At 75.3% G+C, this 18,412-nt stretch carries 18 protein-coding genes; 10 read left to right on the top strand and 8 right to left on the bottom strand.

The window, feature by feature from the left end; all coding sequences use genetic code 11:
- The 3 genes from ACWEMJ_RS12000 to ACWEMJ_RS11990 all read left to right on the top strand — a co-directional run.
- A partial coding sequence (locus ACWEMJ_RS12000) for a PP2C family protein-serine/threonine phosphatase (RefSeq protein ID WP_452136881.1) occupies positions 1-743 on the top strand: 743 nt, incomplete at its 5' end.
- 148 nt (positions 744-891) lie between these two features.
- A complete protein-coding gene (locus ACWEMJ_RS11995; protein WP_452136884.1) occupies positions 892-2,382 on the top strand; it encodes an aminopeptidase P family protein in 1,491 nt (496 codons plus the stop codon).
- Positions 2,383-2,675: 293 nt separating this feature from the next.
- Positions 2,676-3,692, top strand: coding sequence for a helix-turn-helix domain-containing protein (locus ACWEMJ_RS11990; protein WP_452136880.1), 1,017 nt, complete (start codon positions 2,676-2,678; stop codon positions 3,690-3,692).
- Between the two features lie 7 nt (positions 3,693-3,699).
- Here ACWEMJ_RS11990 and ACWEMJ_RS11985 read toward each other — a convergent pair whose 3' ends face one another.
- The 5 genes from ACWEMJ_RS11985 to ACWEMJ_RS11965 all read right to left on the bottom strand — a co-directional run bounded on the left by ACWEMJ_RS11985 (position 3,700) and on the right by ACWEMJ_RS11965 (position 6,932).
- Positions 3,700-4,467 (bottom strand): MerR family transcriptional regulator, encoded by a 768-nt coding sequence (locus ACWEMJ_RS11985; RefSeq protein WP_452136879.1) that lies wholly within the window; start codon positions 4,465-4,467, stop codon positions 3,700-3,702.
- A gap of 74 nt (positions 4,468-4,541) precedes the next feature.
- The gene (locus tag ACWEMJ_RS11980; RefSeq protein WP_452136878.1) at positions 4,542-4,964 is read right to left on the bottom strand and encodes a MarR family winged helix-turn-helix transcriptional regulator; all 423 of its coding nucleotides are present in this window, start codon (positions 4,962-4,964) and stop codon (positions 4,542-4,544) included.
- Between the two features lie 54 nt (positions 4,965-5,018).
- Positions 5,019-6,080: a hypothetical protein gene (locus ACWEMJ_RS11975; RefSeq protein WP_452136877.1), complete on the bottom strand. Its 1,062-nt coding sequence runs from the start codon at positions 6,078-6,080 to the stop codon at positions 5,019-5,021.
- A gap of 95 nt (positions 6,081-6,175) precedes the next feature.
- On the bottom strand, positions 6,176-6,499 hold the full coding sequence (gene trxA / locus ACWEMJ_RS11970) for a thioredoxin (protein WP_452136876.1): 324 nt from the start codon (positions 6,497-6,499) through the stop codon (positions 6,176-6,178).
- A 19-nt stretch (positions 6,500-6,518) separates the two neighbouring features.
- Positions 6,519-6,932: a MerR family transcriptional regulator gene (locus ACWEMJ_RS11965; protein WP_452136875.1), complete on the bottom strand. Its 414-nt coding sequence runs from the start codon at positions 6,930-6,932 to the stop codon at positions 6,519-6,521.
- A gap of 95 nt (positions 6,933-7,027) precedes the next feature.
- On the opposite strand from ACWEMJ_RS11965, the gene ACWEMJ_RS11960 reads away from it, so the two are divergent.
- The 3 genes from ACWEMJ_RS11960 to ACWEMJ_RS11950 all read left to right on the top strand — a co-directional run bounded on the left by ACWEMJ_RS11960 (position 7,028) and on the right by ACWEMJ_RS11950 (position 9,560).
- Positions 7,028-7,831: a GNAT family N-acetyltransferase gene (locus ACWEMJ_RS11960; RefSeq protein WP_452136874.1), complete on the top strand. Its 804-nt coding sequence runs from the start codon at positions 7,028-7,030 to the stop codon at positions 7,829-7,831.
- Between the two features lie 122 nt (positions 7,832-7,953).
- Positions 7,954-8,325: a YciI family protein gene (locus ACWEMJ_RS11955; protein WP_452136873.1), complete on the top strand. Its 372-nt coding sequence runs from the start codon at positions 7,954-7,956 to the stop codon at positions 8,323-8,325.
- Positions 8,322-9,560 (top strand): RNA polymerase sigma factor, encoded by a 1,239-nt coding sequence (locus ACWEMJ_RS11950; RefSeq protein WP_452136872.1) that lies wholly within the window; start codon positions 8,322-8,324, stop codon positions 9,558-9,560. Before ACWEMJ_RS11955 ends, ACWEMJ_RS11950 begins: the two co-directional genes overlap by 4 nt.
- On the opposite strand, the gene ACWEMJ_RS11945 is transcribed toward ACWEMJ_RS11950, so the two are convergent.
- Entirely contained in the window at positions 9,530-10,723 is a 1,194-nt protein-coding gene (locus tag ACWEMJ_RS11945; protein WP_452136871.1) for an ROK family transcriptional regulator, read from the bottom strand. The genes ACWEMJ_RS11950 and ACWEMJ_RS11945 overlap by 31 nt on opposite strands.
- 173 nt (positions 10,724-10,896) lie before the next feature.
- Here ACWEMJ_RS11945 and ACWEMJ_RS11940 point away from each other — a divergent pair, with 173 nt between their 5' ends.
- The 4 genes from ACWEMJ_RS11940 to ACWEMJ_RS11925 all read left to right on the top strand — a co-directional run bounded on the left by ACWEMJ_RS11940 (position 10,897) and on the right by ACWEMJ_RS11925 (position 14,291).
- Positions 10,897-11,124, top strand: coding sequence for a hypothetical protein (locus ACWEMJ_RS11940; protein ID WP_452136870.1), 228 nt, complete (start codon positions 10,897-10,899; stop codon positions 11,122-11,124).
- Positions 11,125-11,258: 134 nt separating this feature from the next.
- Positions 11,259-12,770 carry an LCP family protein gene (locus tag ACWEMJ_RS11935; RefSeq protein ID WP_452136869.1) on the top strand — a complete coding sequence of 504 codons (1,512 nt, stop codon included), beginning with the start codon at positions 11,259-11,261 and terminating at the stop codon, positions 12,768-12,770.
- A 31-nt stretch (positions 12,771-12,801) separates the two neighbouring features.
- Positions 12,802-13,413 carry a hypothetical protein gene (locus ACWEMJ_RS11930; protein ID WP_452136868.1) on the top strand — a complete coding sequence of 204 codons (612 nt, stop codon included), beginning with the start codon at positions 12,802-12,804 and terminating at the stop codon, positions 13,411-13,413.
- Positions 13,414-13,529: 116 nt separating this feature from the next.
- Complete coding sequence (locus ACWEMJ_RS11925; protein WP_452136867.1) at positions 13,530-14,291, top strand: AfsR/SARP family transcriptional regulator; 762 nt, start codon at positions 13,530-13,532, stop codon at positions 14,289-14,291.
- On the opposite strand, the gene ACWEMJ_RS11920 is transcribed toward ACWEMJ_RS11925, so the two are convergent.
- Together ACWEMJ_RS11920 and ACWEMJ_RS11915 are read right to left on the bottom strand one after the other, a co-directional pair.
- Positions 14,266-15,261 carry a hypothetical protein gene (locus ACWEMJ_RS11920; protein WP_452136866.1) on the bottom strand — a complete coding sequence of 332 codons (996 nt, stop codon included), beginning with the start codon at positions 15,259-15,261 and terminating at the stop codon, positions 14,266-14,268. The two genes, ACWEMJ_RS11925 and ACWEMJ_RS11920, sit on opposite strands and share 26 nt — an antisense overlap.
- A 51-nt stretch (positions 15,262-15,312) precedes the next feature.
- Positions 15,313-18,378 carry a BTAD domain-containing putative transcriptional regulator gene (locus ACWEMJ_RS11915; RefSeq protein ID WP_452136865.1) on the bottom strand — a complete coding sequence of 1,022 codons (3,066 nt, stop codon included), beginning with the start codon at positions 18,376-18,378 and terminating at the stop codon, positions 15,313-15,315.
- Positions 18,379-18,412 lie beyond the last annotated feature (34 nt).

Genomic DNA, 18,412 nt, shown 5'->3' with positions numbered 1-18,412 from the left:
CCCCCGCCGCCACCGCCGCGCTGCGCCGCTCGCTGCTGCCCGACCACCTGCCGGTCCGGCCCGGCCTGCGGATCGCCGCCCGCTGCGTGCCCGCCGCCCTGGAGCACTCCGCCGGCAGCGACTGGTACGACGCCGTCCCACTGCCCGACGACACCCTGGCGCTGACCGTCGGCAGCGTGCTCGGCGGCGGCCCCGGCGCCGGACCGGGCGCGGGCCTCGGCGCGGCCGCCGCGATGGGCCGGGTGCGGGCCGCGCTGCGCGCCTACGCCGTGCTGGAGGGCGAGGACCCGGTCTCCGTGCTCGGCGACCTCGAACTGCTGCTGAAGACCACCGAGCCGACCCGCTCCGCCACCGCCGTGTACGCCAACGTCGACCCGGCCGAGCGGCGGATCGCGCTGGCCGGCGCCGCGAACTGCCCGCCGGTGCTGCTCACCCGCTACGGCGCGAACTTCGTGGAGACCTCGCTGTCCGCGCCGCTGGGCATGCTCAGCTGCTGGGAGGCCCCCGGCGTGGAGCTCACCGCGGAGCGCGGCGACCTGCTGGTGCTGTACACCGAGGGCCTGGCCCGCCGCTTCGGGCCCAACCTGCACGCCGGGCAGTCCGCGCTGCGCCGGGTCGCCGCCGACGCCCCCCGGGACGTCCGGCTGGACCCGGAGCTGCTCTGCGACCACCTGCTGGACCGGGCCGGCGGCGAGAGCCCCGGCGAGGACGACCTGGTGCTGCTGGCGGCACGCTTCGAGTGAGGCCCGTCGCGGCTTCGAGTAAGCCCCACCGCAGCTCGAAGGGGCTTTCTTCACCCGAACGGCGCTACGTACCATGGGGGCGACGTCCGCCCACGCGCCCCGCGACCCGGGGAGTGCGGGGCGGTACCAGCGCGAGGAGGCGACGTACGTGACCGAGGACCGCAGCCCGGCGGTGTCCGAGAACCCCGAAGGGACCGCCGAGGGCGAGGAGGACAAGCCGATCAAGAGCCGCAAGAACGGCCTGTACGGCGAGATCTCCGAGGAGCTCACCGCGTCCATGCGCTCCGGCTGGGCCGACACCGAGCTGCACGGCCTGCAGCCCGTCGCCCAGGCCCCGTACGCGGCCGAGCGCCGCGCCAAGCTGTCCGCCGCGTTCCCCGGCGAGCGGCTGGTCGTCCCCGCGGGCAACCTGCGCACCCGGTCCAACGACACCGAGTACGCGTTCCGCGCCGCCAGCGAGTACGTGCACCTGACCGGCAACCAGACCGAGGACGCGGTGCTGGTCGGCGAGCCGGTCGAGGGCGGCCACGAGTTCGCGCTGTACCTGCTGCCGCGCTCCGACCGGGAGAACGGCGAGTTCTGGCTCAGCGGCCAGGGCGAGCTGTGGGTCGGCCGCCGCCACTCCCTCACCGAGGCCGCCCAGCTGTACGGCCTGCCGGTCCGCGACGTCCGCAAGGCCGCCGAGGAGCTCGCCGCCGTCACCGTCCCGACCCGCCTGGTGCGCGGCTACGACGCCGGTCTGGAGGCCGCCCTCGCCGAGCAGCTCGACGAGGAGAAGGACGGCGAGCTGAAGGTGTTCCTGTCCGGGCTGCGCCTGGTCAAGGACGAGTGGGAGATCGGCGAGCTGCGCGCCGCCTGCAACGCCACCGTCAACGGCTTCACCGACGTGGTCCGCGAGCTCGACCGCGCCGTCGCCACCTCCGAGCGCTGGATCGAGGGCACCTTCTGGCGCCGCGCCCGCGTCGAGGGCAACGACGTCGGCTACGGCACCATCGCCGCCGCCGGCCCGCACGCCACCACCCTGCACTGGGTGCGCAACGACGGTGACGTCCGCCCGGGCGAGCTGCTGCTGCTGGACGCCGGCGTGGAGACCAGCACCCTCTACACCGCCGACGTCACCCGCACCCTGCCGATCAACGGCACCTTCACGCCGCTGCAGCGCAAGATCTACGACGCGGTGTACGACGCCCAGGAGGCCGGCATCGCCGCGGTCAAGCCCGGCGGCCGGTTCCGCGACTTCCACGACGCCGCGCAGCGGGTGCTCGCCGAGCGCCTGCTGGAGTGGGGCCTGATCGACGCCTCGGTGTACGACGTGGACAAGGTCCTGGAGCTCGGCCTGCAGCGCCGCTGGACCCTGCACGGCACCGGCCACATGCTCGGCCTGGACGTCCACGACTGCGCGCACGCCCGCCGCGAGAACTACGTGGACGCGGTGCTGGAGCCCGGCATCGTGCTGACCGTCGAGCCCGGCCTGTACTTCCAGGCCGACGACCTGACCGTCCCCGAGGAGTACCGCGGCATCGGCGTCCGCATCGAGGACGACATCCTGGTCACCGCCGACGGCAACGAGAACCTGTCGGTCGGCCTGCCGCGGCGGGCCGACGAGGTGGAGGCCTGGATGGCCTCGCTGAACGGCTGACACAGCAGCGCCGAAGCCCCCGTTCCGGTCTGCCGGCGGGGGCTTCGGCGCGCTCAGTGCCGACGGCCCCAGCCGGAGCGGGCGGCGACGGTGACATTCTTCTCGAAACGGACACGGCCGGGTGCGGACATGGCTGCTCTCCGGAAAAGGGGGTGGGGTGGCCGCGGAAGGCGCTGCCCCCGCGTGCTGACGCCTCCATCCTCGCGGGCGGTCGCGGCTCAGTTCCAAAGGTTTTCCGGCACGGGCCGCTACACTCGCCGCGAACCCCCCACCGGCCGCACCTGGAGCACCCCATGGCCGAGCCCGTTCCCGTCACCATCGGAAAGCGCCCGGCGCCCGTCCACACCGTCGCCGTGTACGCCTTCGCGGGCATGGCGCCGTTCGAACTCGGCGTGGTGGTCGAGGTGTTCGCCCTCGCCCGCCCCGAACTCGCCGGGCTGCTGGCCGCCCCCTGGTACGACGTCCGGGTGTGCGCGGAGCGGCCCGGACACCCGCTGGAGGCGGTCGGCGGGTTCACCCTGACGCCCCGGCACGGCCTGGAGGAACTCGCCGCCGCCGACACCGCCGTGGTGGTCGGCGTGCCCGACCCGTACGGCGACGTGCCGCCCGCCGTGGTCGCCGCGCTGCGCACCGCGCACGCCCGGGGCGCCCGGGTGGTGTCGATCTGCTCCGGCGCCTTCGCACTGGCCGCCGCCGGACTGCTCGACGACCTGCCCGCCACCACGCACTGGCGGTGGGCCGAGGAACTGCGCCGCCGCCACCCCCGGGTCCGGGTCGACCCGGACGTGCTCTACGTGGACAACGGCCAGGTGCTGACCAGCGCGGGCAGCGCCGCCGGCATCGACCTGTGCCTGCACCTGGTCCGGCAGGACCACGGCGCCAAGGTCGCCAACACCGTCGCCCGCCGCTTCGTCGCCCCGCCGCACCGCGACGGCGGGCAGGCGCAGTACGTCGAGGCGACGGTGCGGCCGGTGGACGAGCCCGAGGACGGGGTGGCCCGCTCGATGCGCTGGGCGCTGGACCACCTCGCCCGGCCGCTGACCGTGCCGCTGCTGGCCCGGGCGGCCGGCATGTCCGACCGCTCGTACCTGCGGCACTTCACCGCCCGCAACGGGGTCAGCCCGATGCGGTGGGTGGCGATCCAGCGGATCGCGGCCAGCCTGCCGCTGCTGGAGTCGCCGGAAGGCAGCGTCGAGGAGATCGCCGCAGCGGTGGGCTTCGAGTCGGCGGCGACCTTCCGCCACCACTTCGGCCGCACCATGCGCACCTCGCCGACCGCCTACCGGCGCACCTTCGGACCGGCCGCCTGAGGCGGCGTCAGGACTGCTCCAACCGGTCCGCGTTGGCGTGGATCGCGTCCCGCAGCCACCCGGCGAGGCCCGGGGCGAGCTGCTCGTAGGTGGCGGTGAACCGCGCGTCGGCGACGTACATGTCGCCCAGGCAGCGGTGCATCTGCGGGGCGCACTCGTAGAAGTTCAGGCCGATGTGCGCCCGGTGCTGCTCGGCGGCGGCCATCGCCTCCGGGCTGTCCGGGGCCGCGCCGGCCGTGAACGCCGCCACCAGCGCCTCGTTGATCGCGTCCGCCTCCTCCTTGATCCGCTCCCAGTCCGCCTTGGTGTACCTGGCGGTCCGCTGCCGGGACTGCTTCCAGGCGTCGGTGTCGCCCCAGCGCTGCTCGGCCTCGTCCTCCCAGTTCTCCTGGTAGTCCTTGCCGAACACCTCGAACTTCTCCTCAGGGGTCAGCTGAATTCCCAACGTCCTTGCCTCCATCGCTCGTTCGACCGCCGCGGCGAGGTCCTCCAACTTCCGGATCCGGTCGCCGATCAGCTCGCGCTGCCGGCGCAGGTGCTCGGTCGGGCCGACCGAGCGGTCGTCCAGGATCGCCGCGATCTCCTCCAGCGGGAAGCCGAGTTCGCGATAGAACAGGATCTGCTGCAACCGGTCCAACTCGGCGTCGGTGTACCGCCGGTAGCCGGCCGGGGTGCGGCCGCCGGGCGACAGCAGGCCGATCTCGTCGTAGTGGTGCAGGGCGCGCACCGTCACTCCGGCGAGCCGGGCGAGCTGCCCGACCGTGTATCCGTCCATCGCGTTCCCCTCCTTCCCTTCCCGCTGCGCACCAGCCTCCGGCCTCACGCCGCGTGAGGGTCAAGTCGCTTCCGCTACTCGGATTCGCTGTAGCGGACCAGGTAGTCGGCGAACCGGTCCAGGTCCTCGTCGTCCCAGGAGGTGAAGCGGTCGGTGAAGATCCGCCGCCGCTGCTCGTACGCGTCCGCGAGCAGCCGCTCGCCCGCGTCGGTCAGGTGCAGCAGCTGCCCGCGCTGGTCGTCCGGGTCGGCCCGCCGGGCCAGCAGCCCCAGCCGCTCCAGCGAACCGACCTGGCGGCTGACGGTGGACTTGTCGAGCATGAAGTGCGCCGCCAGGTCCGCCGCCCGGCAGGAGCCGCGTTCGTTGACCAGGTCGAGCATGCTGTACGTGACCAGCGACAGCTCGGGGTGCAGCTGGGCCGCCTTGTGGCGGGCCCGGCGGGCGAACGCGGTGAGCTCGCGCTGAATGGTCTCCAGCGCGGCGTCGCGGTCGGGCATGGCGGTGGCTCCTTCGTCGTGCGGTGTCGCGACCCACGGTAGGGGCAGCCGTCCTCAGACGCCGACCGCCTCCTCCATCTCCTCCTCCGCCGGCTCCCCGGCCGACTCGCCGGCGGCCGGGGAGTGAGCGGCGGCGAGGGCCCGGGCGCGCTCGGCGCGGGCGGCGAGCAGGAGCAGCGCCGCGCCGGCCGCGAGCCAGCCGAACAGGGTGGCGACGTGGCCGCCGAGCCCGGCCCGGCCGCCGAAGTACACGTGGTCGCGGACGCCCTCCAGGAAGCCCGCGCCGTTCCAGAAGGAGTGCAGGGCGCCGTAGAAGCCGTTCTGCAGCTCGGGCTGGAAGATGCCGCCGGAGCTGGTGAAGTTGAGCATCACGAACAGCGCCATCATGGTCAGCGTGGTCCACCGGCCGAGGAAGGTGTGCAGGGCGGTGCCGATCGCGACGATGCCCGCCGAGTACAGCCAGCTCATCGCCCAGACGCCGAGCAGGCCGTGGTCGACCAGGTGGAACACCGGCCCGGCCAGCGCCGCGCCGATCAGGCTGACCACCAGCGCCACGCCGAGGCCGAGCAGCGCCCGGATCCGCGTCGTCAGCGCCGCGCCGGCCGCGCCGAGCACCGCGACGGAGCCGTAGGAGCCGATGCTCAGCGCCACCAGCAGGAAGAACAGGCCCTGCCCGGTCGGGTCGCCGGCCGGCAGCGGGGTCAGTTCCTGGACGGCCAGCGGCTTGCCCTGCTGGGCGGCGACCGCGGTGAACACCTTCTCGGCGGCGCTCGCCGAGGTCTCCGAGTCGGCGGTGGCGACCAGCAGGGTCGGCGTGTCGCCGCCCGGCACGTACGCGGCGACCAGGTCGCGGTCGAGCAGCCGGGCGCGGGCCGCGTCGGCGTCGGCCGCGGTGGTGACGTCCAGGGCGTCGCCCGTCCGGTCCTTGAGCGTCTGCGCGAGCGCCTGGGTCTGCGGGCCCTGGCCGACCACGGCGACCGGCAGGCCGTGGGGAGCGGGGGCGTGGAAGGCGGACAGGTACGCGACGCCCATGCCGAGGCACATCAGCAGCGGTGTGACCAGGTGGGTGAGGACGTGCCGCAGGGCGGGGCGGGAGCCCGCTGGCAGCGAGGACATCTCTGACTCCATGGTTGACAAGTACAACTAATATCTAGTTGCACTTTACAACGCAAGGAGCCTGGCGCCCCCGCCCCGTGACACACCTCACCCGCCTACAGCAGGTCGTCGAGCTCCCGCAGCAGCCGGGCCTTGGCGCGCGCCCCGACCATCGAGCGGACCGGCTCGCCGCCCCGGAACACCATCAGGGTGGGCATCGACAGGACGCCGTACGCCGCCTGGGTCTCCGGGTTCCGGTCCACGTCCAGGGCGACGATCTTCAACTTGCCGGCCTGCTCCTCGGCCACCTCGGCCAGCACCGGTGCCAGCTGCCGGCACGGCGGGCACCAGTCGGCGGTGAACTCCACCAGCACCGGGCCCGGGGCCTCCAGCACCTCGCTCGCGAAGTCCTGGTCGGTCACACTGCGCACACCACTCATCGGATCTCCTCCCGATACGTCAGTCGTCGTCGCGGACCAGCTCGCAGCGCGGCTCCTGGTCCGCCGCCGCCAGCGCGTCGCGGGCCGCCTCGGCCTGCGCCAGCTGGGCCGCCACGGTGTCCCGGACCTCGCACAACCGGGCCACCATGGCGTCGAGTTCGGCCAGCTTGGCCCGGTACACCTCCAGCGAGGCCGGGCAGGAGTCCCCGGCCGGATGGCCGGCCCGCAGGCACTCCACGAACGGCCGGGTCTCCTCCAGCTCGAACCCGAAGTCCTGCAGCACCCGGATCTGCCGCAGCAGCCGCAGATCCTCCTCGTCGTACGCCCGGTACCCGTTCCCCCCGCGCCGCGCGGGCAGCAGCCCCCGCGACTCGTAATACCGCAGCGCCCTGGTGGTGGTCCCCGCCCGCTGGGCCAGCTCGCCGATCCGCATGGCCACGACGCTAGACCTTCACCCCGACGTCAACGCCACCGGCGGGAAGGAGAAATGGCCGGAAAGCGCTTGCCAAGATCCACTACCCTCGCCTGGTGACCGACCTGACCACGGCCCTGCTCGCGGCCTACGACGAACATCTGCGCGGCCTCGGCCCGGCCCGCGAAGGCGAGACCCGGCAGGCCGACGGGCCGCTGCTGCGCAAGTACGGCGGCTTCCGCGGCTTCCTCACCTCCCCCACCGCCGACCTCGGCCTGCGCGGCGAGGAGCTCGACCGGCTGATCGCCCGCCAGCGGGACTTCTTCGCCGCCCGCGGCGAGGCCGTCGAGTGGAAGACCCGCGGCCACGACCTGCCCGCCGACCTGCCCGAACGCCTCACCGCCGCCGGCTTCGTCGCCGAGGATCCGGAGACCGTCCTGGTCGGCCTGGCCGCCGAGCTCGCCACCCCCACCCCCGCGCCCGAGGGCATCACGCTGCGCCGGGTCACCGCCCGCACCGACATGCGGCGGATCGCCGCGCTGCAGGCCGAGGTCTGGGGCGGCGACTGGAGCATGCTGATCGGCGACCTGACCGAGAACGCCGCCGCCGACCCCGAGGGCTTCCTGGTGATGGTCGCCGAGACCGACACCAGCACCCCCGAGGTGGTCTCCGCCGCCTGGCTGAGCCGCACCCCCGGCACCGAGTTCGGCGGCCTGTGGGGCGGCTCCACCCTCGCCGCCTGGCGCGGCCGCGGCATCTACCGCTCGCTGGTCGCGCACCGCGCCCGCTGGGCCCTCGACCACGGCATCCGCTACCTCCAGGTGGACGCCTCCCCCGACAGCGCCCCGATCCTGCGCCGCCTCGGCATGCACGCCGTCACCACCACCACGCCGTACATCTGGACCCCGCCGGCCTCCTGACCGCCGCTGCGCCGCTCCGCCGACCCGCCGACGAGCGGGTTCGGCGAGCATGTAGAGAACCGCCCGGCCCGCTCCGACCACCGGACAGGAGCACCCGACGGACAGATGAGGACGTGGTCCCCGTGAAGTACCTGCTGATGACCTACGGCAACCAGGAGAAGTGGGCGTCCGTCTCGGCCGAGGAGTGGCCGGAGGCGATCGCCCAGCAGGACGCGTTCAACGCGCGCTACCGCGAGACCGGGGAGCTGATCGGCGCGTACGGCCTCGGCGACGCGGCCGCCAGCCGGCTGGTGCGCCGCCAGGACGGGCTGCCCGCCGTCAGCGACGGTCCCTACCTGGAGACCAAGGAGTACATGGCGAGCTTCTACCTGCTGGACTGCGAGAGCGAGCAGCGGGCGCTGGAGATCGCCGCCGACATGCCGTGGGCCGACCGGGAGCCGGTGGAGCTGTGGCCGGTCCTGCACGAGACGCCGATGGACGACCCGGCCGCGTGAGCGGACCGACGGCCGCCGACCAGGGCCTGCTGCGCACCCTCGCGCCGCAGGTCCTGGCGGCGCTGCTGCACCGCCACCCCGGCGCGTTCGACAGCTGCGAGGACGCGGTGCAGGAGGCGCTGCTGGCGGCCGCCGCCCAGTGGCCGCGGCAGGGCCGGCCGGACAACCCGCGCGGCTGGCTGGTCACGGTGGCCTCCCGCCGGCTGGTGGACCTGGTGCGCGCCGACCGGGCCCGGCGCGAGCGCGAGGAGCGGCTGTTCCTGGCGACGCCGCAGTCGGAGCTGCTCGGCCGCCCCGCCGACGCCGACCCGGCCGCCGACCGGGACGACTCGCTGGCGCTGCTGTTCCTGTGCTGCCACCCGGCGCTGACCGCGCCCAGCCGGATCGCGCTGACGCTGCGCGCGGTCGGCGGCCTGAGCACGGCGCAGATCGCGGCGGCGTTCCTGGTGCCGGAGGCGACGATGGCGCAGCGGATCAGCCGGGCGAAGCAGACCATCCGCGCCTCGGGCCTGCGGTTCGCGCTGCCGGAGCCGGGCGAGGCGGTGGCGCGGCTGCGCGAGGTGCTGCAGGTGCTGTACCTGGTGTTCAACGAGGGCTACACGGCCACCTCCGGCGAGGATCTGACGTCCCCCCGGCTGTCCGACGAGGCGATCCGGCTGACCAGGATGCTGCACCGCTCGGTGCCCGCGGACGCCGAGGTGATGGGCCTGCTGGCGCTGATGCTGCTCACCGACGCCCGGCGGCCGTCGCGCACCGGCCCGGCCGGCGAGCTGGTGCCGCTGGCCGAGCAGGACCGCTCGCGCTGGGACGCGGCGGCGATCGCCGAGGGGGTGGCGCTGGTGGAGCGGGCGCTGCCGCACGGCCGGGTGGGACCGTACCAGTTGCAGGCGGCGATCGCGGCGCTGCACGACGAGGCGCCGGACGTGGCGGCCACCGACTGGCCGCAGATCCTGGCGCTGTACGACCTGCTGGTGCGGGTGGCGCCCGGTCCGATGCCGGAGCTGGGCCGGGTGGTGGCGCTCGCGGAGGTGCACGGGCCGGAGCCGGCACTGAAGGAACTGGACGCGCTGGAGAAGCCGTTGGGCCGCCACCACCGCTTCTTCGCGGTGCGGGCCGAGCTGCTGGCCCGCACCGGTGCGGCGGGGCAGGCGGCGGAGGCGTTCCGGCGGGCGTCCGCGCTGGCGCCGAGTGTGCCGGAGCGCCGCTACCTGGCGGAGCGGGCCCGCGGTTGCTGAGCCACGGCGGCGCTCACCGCGGCGTCGATCGCTCCGTAGAGCTCGGAGCGCAGGCCGAGCCGGCTGGCGCGGATCTCGACGGCCTCGGCGACGGCGGGCTGCGCGTAGCGGTCCACGGATTCCCGGATGCCGGTGATCAACGGCCCTCCGGCCAGGCCGAGTTCGCCGCCGATCACGATGGCGGCGGGGTTGAGGCAGTTGACCAGGTCGGCGAGCACCCGTCCGATGGTGCGGCCGGCCTCGCCGATGACGCGGGCGGCGGCGGGGGTGTCGGCGAGTTCGGCGAGCGGCGGCAGTTCGACCCGGGCACCGGGGGCGAGGACGTGGGCGAGGCGGCGGCGGACCTCGACGATGGAGGCGACGGACTCCAGGCAGCCCCGGTTGCCGCAGCGGCACCAGGTGCCGGTGTCGGGGAGCTGGATGTGCCCGATCTCGCCGGAGATGCCGCTGGCGCCCCGGTAGATGCGGCCGTCGAGCAGCAGTCCGGCGCCGATGCCGGTGGAGGCCTTGACGTAGATCAGGTCGTTGAGGGCGTGGCCGCCGCTGTGGGCGCGTTCGCCGCGGGCGCCCATCTCGGCGTCGTTGCCGACGGTGACGGGGCGGTCGAAGAGCCGGCCGAGTTCGGCGGCGGGGTCCATGCCGATCCACTGGGAGAGGGTGGAGGGCGCGCGGACCACGTTGGTGCGGGTGTCGAGGGCGCCGGGGATGCCGGCGGCGACGGCGGTGATCGCGTCCAGCGGGTGGCCGGCGGCGGCGAGCGCCCGGTCGGCGAGGGTGCGGGCGGCGTCCAGCACCTCGCGGGGGTGGTTGTCGACGTCGAGGTGCGCGGTGGCCTCGCCGAGCACGGCGCCGGTGGTGTCGGCGACGGCGGCGGTGACGTGGGTGTGCCCGAAGTCGAAGGCGAGGACCAGGGCGTGGGCGCGGCGCAGGGTGACGGCGGCGGCGCGGCGGCCGCGTCCGGCGGGGGTGGCGGCGGTGGTCTCGCCGGCCAGTCCTTCGCCGATCAGGTCGTTGACGGCGCTGCTGACGGCGGAGCGGGAGAGCCCGGTGAGCCGGCTGATCTCGGCGCGGCTGAGGGTGCCGTGTTCGCCGAGGACGGCGAGCAGGGTGGCCCGGGTGCGCAGGCGGCGGGCCGAGGGCGCCGGGTGGGCGGGGGCGGTCATGGCGGGAACGGTAGCGGACAGCGACCGGATATACACCGTTGAACGGATTATTTGATGGGCGACTTGTCCTCTTGACGGAGGAATTGGCCTATACCTATGGTCGAGTCAGCTCTCCGTCGCCCATCGGGGCCCGGAGGAGCGGCAGGCGCCCGCGCGCCGGGAGAGGAAGGCCGATGGACTCCACCCAGAGCCGCCACCGCTGGTGCGTCGAGATTCCGCACGCCAACGAAGTCCGCTCCGGCAGCCATCTGTTCATCGTGGACGCCCCTGCCGAGGACGACGCCCGCCGCACCGCCATCGAGCGCGCCGAGTCCGCCGAGGCCCGCCGCCACCGGCGCGGCGCCGCCCTCGACCTCGCCCGGGTCACCGTCGTGCACCTCGCGCTGCTGCGCACGCACTGACTCCGCCTCCCCCCACACACCCGTGCGTCCTCGCACCGGGTGTGACTTCACCTGCCCGCATTTGTATGCTTCGCTGAACCTCTACAGCTCTGTAGAAGTTCGGGCCGGCGCACGCCGACGGCGAAGGGGGCGTCATGTCTGCACGCAGGGCGGGGGCCCGGCCCACCAGGTCCGGGCGCGGCCGCCGGGCCCGCCGGATCGCACTGTGGACCACCGCCGGCGTCGTCGCGCTCGCCGTCACCGGCGGCGGCCTGGTCTACTACCGGCTCAACGGCAACCTGAGCACCTTCGACAGCTCCGGCGTCAGCAAGGACCGCCCCGCCGCGGCCGGCGCCGACGCCCAGGGCCGGGTCCCGGTCAACCTGCTGCTGATCGGCTCCGACTCGCGCTCCGGCGGCAACAAGGACCTCGGCGGCGGCCAGGAGGGCGGCGCCCGCTCGGACACCGCGATCCTGCTGCACGTCTACGCCGACCACAAGCACGCCGTCGGCGTCTCCATCCCGCGCGACTCGCTGGTCGCCGTCCCGCCCTGCCTGCTGCCGAACAAGAACTGGACCAAGGCGCAGCCCAGCGCCATGTTCAACAGCGCCTTCTCGGTCGGCGACACCGAACAGGGCAACCCCGCCTGCACCCAGAACACCGTGGAGAAGCTCACCGGCCTGCGCGTCGACCACACCATGGTGGTCAACTTCCAGGGCTTCGCTGACATGACCAGCGCCGTCGGCGGCGTCGACGTCTGCCTGCCCAAGCCGGTCTACCAGGGCGACCTCGACCCGAACCTCGGCCACCGCGGCAAGCTGCTCTTCGACCAGGGCCACCAGAAGATCTCCGGCCAGGCCGCGCTGGACTACGTCCGCATCCGGCACGGCCTCGGCGACGGCTCCGACATCGGCCGCACCAAACGCCAACAGGCCTTCCTCTCCTCGCTGATCAAGCAGGTCAAGGCGGAGGGCATGAACCCGGTCGCGCTACTGCCGCTGGCCGACGCCGCCACCAGGTCGCTCACCGTGGACGAGGGCCTCGGCTCCGCGCAGAAGCTCGTCGACTTCGCGATGTCGCTCAAGGACATCGACCTGCACGACATCAAGTTCCTCACCGTGCCCTGGCGCTACCAGGGCGAACGCGTCGCCCTGGTGCACCCCGACACCGACCAGCTGTGGACCGCGCTCAAGGCCGACCGCACCCTGGACGGGCAGGACGCCTCGGCAGGCCCGAGCCCCGCCGACAGCCCGAGCCCCGGCCCGACCGCCGCGCCGACCGCGGTGGACGGGGCCGACATCAAGGTCGCCGTCCACAACGGCACCGACACCGCCGGGCTGACCGCCAGGGCCGCCGAAGCGCTGGAGGGCTCCGGCTTCACCGTCACCGCCCGCGCCAACGCCGCCTCCCGCGCCCATGCCACCACCCTCGTCGAGTACGGGCCCGGCGAGCGGGCCGGGGCCGAGAAGGTCGCCGCGCTCTTCCCCGGCGCCACCCTGCAGGCCGGCGCCCGCGCCGGAATCACCCTCACCCTCGGCGCCGACTACGCCGTCGGCCACGGCACCGCCACCGCCGCCCCGCCGCCGCCCACCGGCCCGCTGCCCAGCAGCGTCAGCCAGGCCCGCTCCGCCGCCGACGACGCCTGCACCGACCTGACGTTCGGCTGAACCGACCTGACCACCACGGGGGACAGCAGCGATGGACCCGCACTCCGGCGACGGCCCCACCCAGCAGGACCGCGCCGACTTCGAGTACGCCCTCGGCCGGGCCCTCGCCGACCCGGCGGTGCGCGCCGCCCTGGCCGGCGACGGCGCGCGGCACGCCCGGCTGCGGGCGCTGGCCCGGCAGCGCACCGCCGAGATCCTGGCCGCCGCCGAACCCGAGTACCTGGCCTACCGCCGGCTCCGGGACGCCGCACCGCCGCAGGCCGCTCCCGCCGCCGAGCCCGGGGAACGGCTGTCCGGCTGGTTCGGCGTGCTGGCCCTGGTGGTGCCGATCGTCACCGGCAGCGCCGCCGCCGTGTTCTTCCTGCTCGCCGCCGTCATCGGCCTGTCCCGCCCGCACGCCGCCCTCGCCGACGCACTGCGCACCGCTGCCTGGACCACCGTCGCCGCCGCCGTCACCAGCGCCCTGGCCGGCCTGCTCGGCCTGCTGTTCAGCGCCGCCCGCCGGAGCGCCGCACCCCCCGAGGGCCCCCGGCACGCCCAGGACCTGTCGGCCGCCCGGACCGCCTGGCGCACCGCCCTGCTGCACCGCGGCCTGCTCCCCTTCCTGCTGGCCCGCCCGCACCCCGCCGACCCCGACGACTGACCGGCGCGGCCGGCGATATCGAGGCGATAACGGGGTGATGAGGCGCCCTTCTACCGTCGATCGGGCAGGCGGATCCGGCGGACGGGCCCGCACCGGGCAGAGGAGGGGGCGACGGCATGGAGTTCCGCATTCTCGGACCGGTCCACCTGCTGGCCGACGGCCGGCAGGACACCCTGAGCGGCACCAAGCAGCGGACGGTGTTCGCCGCGCTGGTGCTGGCCGAGGGCCGGGTGGTGTCGGACGAGCACCTCGGCCGGATGCTCTGGGACGAACGCCCGCCCGGCACGGCCGCCGCACAGCTGCACACCTACGCCTCCCGGCTCCGCCGCCGCGTCGGCGCGGACGTGCCCCTGGTGCGGAGCCGGTCCGGCTACCGGCTGGAGGCCGGGCACGTGCCCGGCGACCTCACCGCCTTCGGCGAACTGTCCCACAGCGGCTTCCGGGCGCTGCGCGAGCAGCGCTTCGAGGCCGCCGCCGAGCTGCTGCGCGCGGCACTGGAGCGCTGGCACGGCGAGGCGCTCGCGGACGTCACCGACCACCTGGCGCTCGCCGAACGCCCGCGCCTGGAGGAGGCCCGGCTGGCGGCCCTGGAGGCCCGGATCGAGGCCGACCTGATCACCGGCCGGCACCGCCGGCTGATCTCCGAACTGACCGGCCTGGTCGCCCGTCACCCGATGCGGGAACGCTTCCGGGCGCTGCTGATGACGGCGCTGTTCCGCTCCGAACGGCAGGCCGAGGCGATGTCGCTCTACCAGGACGGGCGGCGCCTGCTCGCCGCCGAACTCGGCGTCGAGCCGGGCCGGTTGCTGACCCGGACCTACCAGGCGATGCTCACCGGCGAGATGCGCACCGTCATGCCGTACCGTCCGGCGCACTGACCTGGTCGGCGGTGCGGAAGGTGAGCAGCCGCGCCCCCGCGCCGAGCGCGACGGCCAGCAACTCCTCCGCCGGGTACGGGTCGAGGACCGGCGGCGGCTCCAGCAGCAGCCGGTGCAGCCGGACCAGCAGGGCGCGCAGCGCGGTGCGCAGCCACAGCGGCCCGACCGCCGTCCCCGCCGCCCACAGCGTCAGGCAGGCCGTCGCCGCGTACAACGTCTCGTAGGCGGCGGCCAGTTCACGCCCCGTCGGGCTGCCCTCCGGCTCGGTCGGCAGCTCCGCCATCCGCCGGTGCAGCTCGTCGCCGGCCTCGAGCAGCGCCTTGGCCAGGCTCTGCACCTCCGCACCGGCGCCGTCCAGCGCCGGCCCGCCGACCAGCCGGGGCAGCGCCTGGACGGGACTGCAGCCGCCCCGGGGACCGGCCCCGCCGTCCGCCTCCGGGACGGGGGCGCCCAGCCGGACCGCCTCGGCCAGGCCCGGGCCGTCCACCAGCTCGGCCGCGAACCCGTTGACCAGCCACGGGAATCGGGCCACCACCGCGCCGCGGAAGCCCTCCGTGCCGCCCGGACGGACGGCCGCCGGGCGGCCCAGCGCGCCGGTGGCCTCGGCGACCAGGGCCGGCACCAGCGCCGAGACCACCGGAAGGGTGACGTCCGCCTCGGCGGGCAGCACGTGCGCGCTGCGGGCGGCCAGCGCGGCGGCGGCCTCGGCGGCCCCGAGCAGGGCGGCGGCCCGGCCCAGCGCGTGCGCCTCGTCCGCCCCGACCGCGCCGTCCCGCAGCGCCTCCCGCACGGCCCGCTCGCCGGCGTCCAGGTGCCACGACCAGCCGACCGTGTGCAGCGCCAACGGTCCCGCACCGGTGGCCGCCGGGTCGCCGTCCAGCAGCGCCCGCAGGGTGCACACGGTGCGGGGGGCGAACGGCGCCGACCCGTCCGGTGCGTCGGCGGGGTGCGGCTCGGAACTACCGGTCATCACCGGCTCCTTCGGGGAACGGGGCAGCTGCGTCCACTCTGCCCGAGCGGTCTATACCGCGCCGATATCGCCGCGCGTCGCCGCGGTGCCGGGATCGCCGCCGGTCGCCGCGCCGAGGGCCGCCGACTCCCGTTCCGCCACCAGCAGATCGCGTTCGGCCCCGGCGGCGCGGAGCAGCTCGGCCGCCCGGCCCAGCCGCGCCCGTGCCTCGCCGGTGCGGCCCAGCGCGGCCGCCGCCCGGCCGAGCGCCACCCCGATCCGGCCCTCCGCGACGACCAGCCCGCCCAGGGCGACCACCAGGTCCAGGGCGGTCAGCAGCTCGGCGTGCGCCTCGGCGGCCAGGCCGCGCCGCAGGAGCGTCTCGCCCAGGCCGAGCCGGGCGTGCGCACACCCCAGCAGATCGCGCCGGGCCGTCACCACCCGCAGCGCCACCTGGAGCGCGCGCTCCGCCTCCGCGAACCGCTCCAGCGCCAACAGCACCCGGGCGTAACGGAAGTGGACCTGGGCGGTGACCCCGGTCTCCCCGATCCGGCCGGCGACGGCCACCGCCTGCTCGGCGTGGCCCAGCGCCGCCTCCGGCCGGCCGAGGTCCAGCTCGCCCTGCGCCAGGAAGCCGAGCACGTGCGCCTCGCAGGACAGGTCGCCCGCCGCCCGGAACAGCGCGACGGCCTCGGTGAGCCGCGCCCCGGCCGAGACCAGATCGCCCTGGACGCGGTCCAGCACGGCCAGCGAGCGCACCGCCAGGGCGCGCCCGTACTCCTCCCCGAGCTGCTCGAACAGGGCCTGCGACCTGAGCAGCGGCTCGGCGGCCGCCGAGACGTGCCGGATGCCGATCCAGCACTCGCCCAGCCACGCCAGCACGGCGGCCTCGCCGCGCAGGTTCCCGGCCGCCCGGGTCGCGGCCAGCACGCGCTCGCAGCTGTCCTGCCAGTCGTCGGGGTACTCCCTGGTGCGGAACAGCACGACGACGCAGCCCAGCAGGTCCCAGGCCAGTTCGTCCAGGCCCAGCCGGGCCGCCTGGCCGATCGCGGCGACCAGCGACAGCCGCTCCGCCTCGAACCACTCCAGCGGGTCGGCCGTCAGCTCCGCCAGCAGCAGGGCGTCCATCTCCAGGCGCGGGGCGGAGCCGTGGATCAGCCCGAAGTCGCCGCCGTGCTCGACCCGGTGGGCCTGCTCGGCGACGGTCAGCCAGCCGCGCAGCGCCCGCTCCACGCTCCGCCGCCGCTCGTCCTCGCTCTCCTCCGCCAGCACCCGCTCGCGGGCGAACAGGCCGAGCAGGTTCTGCATCCGGAACCGCAGCCGGCCGGTGCCGTCGGTGCCGGTGACCTCCAGCAGTTGGACGTCCACCAGGTGCTCCAGCAGCCGGTCCGCCTCGAACGGGTGGACGTCGAGCAGGGCGGCGGCCGTCCAGACCGTGACGTCGGGCGCCTCCAGCAGCGCGAGCCGGCGGTACAGCCGGGCCGCGTCCGGCGCCAACTGCCGGTAGGAGAGCGCGAATCCGGCCCGGACCTGGGACTCGCCCTGGCTGAGCTCGTCCAGCCGGCGGCGCTCGTCGGCCAGCCGGGCCACCAGGTGGCGCACGCTCCAGTGCGGCTTCGAGGCCAGCCGGGCCGCGGCGATCCGCAGCGCCAGCGGCAGCCGGTCGCACAGCTCGGCGAGCCGCCCGGCCTGCTCCGGGTCGGCCGCGATCCGGTCCGCGGGGACGATCCGGCCGAGCAGCTCGACCGCCTCCGCCGGTGGCAGCATGCCGAGTTGGACCCGCACCGCGCCGTAGCGGAGCATCAGCTGCTCCATCGGCGGGCGGCCGGTGACGACCACGCAGCACTGCCCGCTGCCGGGCAGCAGCGGGTCGATCTGCGCCGCCGACGCCGCGTTGTCCAGCACCACCAGGACCCGGCGGCCGGCCAGCAGGCTGCGGTACAGCTCGGTGCGTTCGCCGGTGTCGGCGGGGATCCGCTCGCTGGGCACGCCGAGCGCGCGCAGGAAGCGGCTCAGCACGTCGGCCGCCGAGGTCGGCTCCCTGGTCCCGTCGTGGCCGCACAGGTCGACGTACAGCCGGCCGTCCGGGAAGCGGGCGGCGACCCGGTGCGCCCAGTGCACGGCGAGTCCGGTCTTGCCGACGCCGGCGACGCCGGTGATCAGGCCGATGCCGGGCGGCTGATCGTCCGTGCGGCCCTCGACCAGCCGGTCGAGGACGGCGATCTCGGCGGCGCGGCCGGTGAAGGCCGGCACGTTCGGCGGCAGGAAGGACGGTGTCGGCGTGGAGAGTGGCGGGGGCGCGGCGGCGGGCGGCTCCGGCAGTGGCGGCAGTGCCGGCTCGGGATCCGGCTCCGGCGTCGGGTGGTCGTCGGGCAGGCCGAGCGCCGGGTCGTCGCGCAGGATCGCGTCGTGCAGCCGGAGCAGCGCGGTGCCCGGCTCCAGGCCGAGCTCCTCGACGGACTGCCGGCGGCCCGCGCGGAAGGTCTCCAGCGCCTCCGCCCGCCGCCCGGCCCGGTACTGGGCGCGGATCAGGGCGTGCCGGGCGCTCTCGCGCAGCGGGTGCGCCCGGACCACCGGCGCCAGCGACCCGATCACCTCCAGGTGCCGTCCGAGGGCGAGGTCGAGCTCGGCGAGCGCCTCCAGGCAGCGCATCCGGGTCTCGTCCAGGCGGGCCGCCTCGTCCTCGACCTGCCGCCCGGTGACGCCTTCCAGCACGGGCCCGCGCCACAGTCCGAGCGCCCGGCCGTACAGCGCGGCGGCCTCGGCCGTGCGCCGCCCGCCCGCCGCCCGCTCGGCCTGCCGGACCAGCTCCTGGAACTCCAGCAGGTCGATCCGGTGGCCGGCCGGGTTCAGCTGGTAGCCGGGGTGGACGGTGGTGATCAGGTCGTCGCCGCAGCCCTCCGCGCGGAACACCTTGCGCAGGCCCGCGACGCAGATCGCCACCTGGGTGCGGGCGGTGGCCGGCGCCGCGCCCTGCCAGACCGCCTCGACCATGGCGTCCACCGACACCACCGAGCCCGGCGACAGCAGCAGCAGCGCGAGGATGGTGCGCCGGCGCGGACCGCCGACGGCGGTGCGGCGGCCGTCGGTGACCACCGACAGCGGGCCCAGCAGGCCGAATTCGATCCGCGCGTCCAACCGGTCCCCCGTTCGCCGGGTGCCCCTGCTCCCC

The sequence above is a fragment of the Kitasatospora sp. NPDC004531 genome (genome assembly GCF_053602195.1).
Note: the sequence above shows the minus strand (reverse complement) of the source record. Positions and strands in the feature narration are given on the sequence as shown.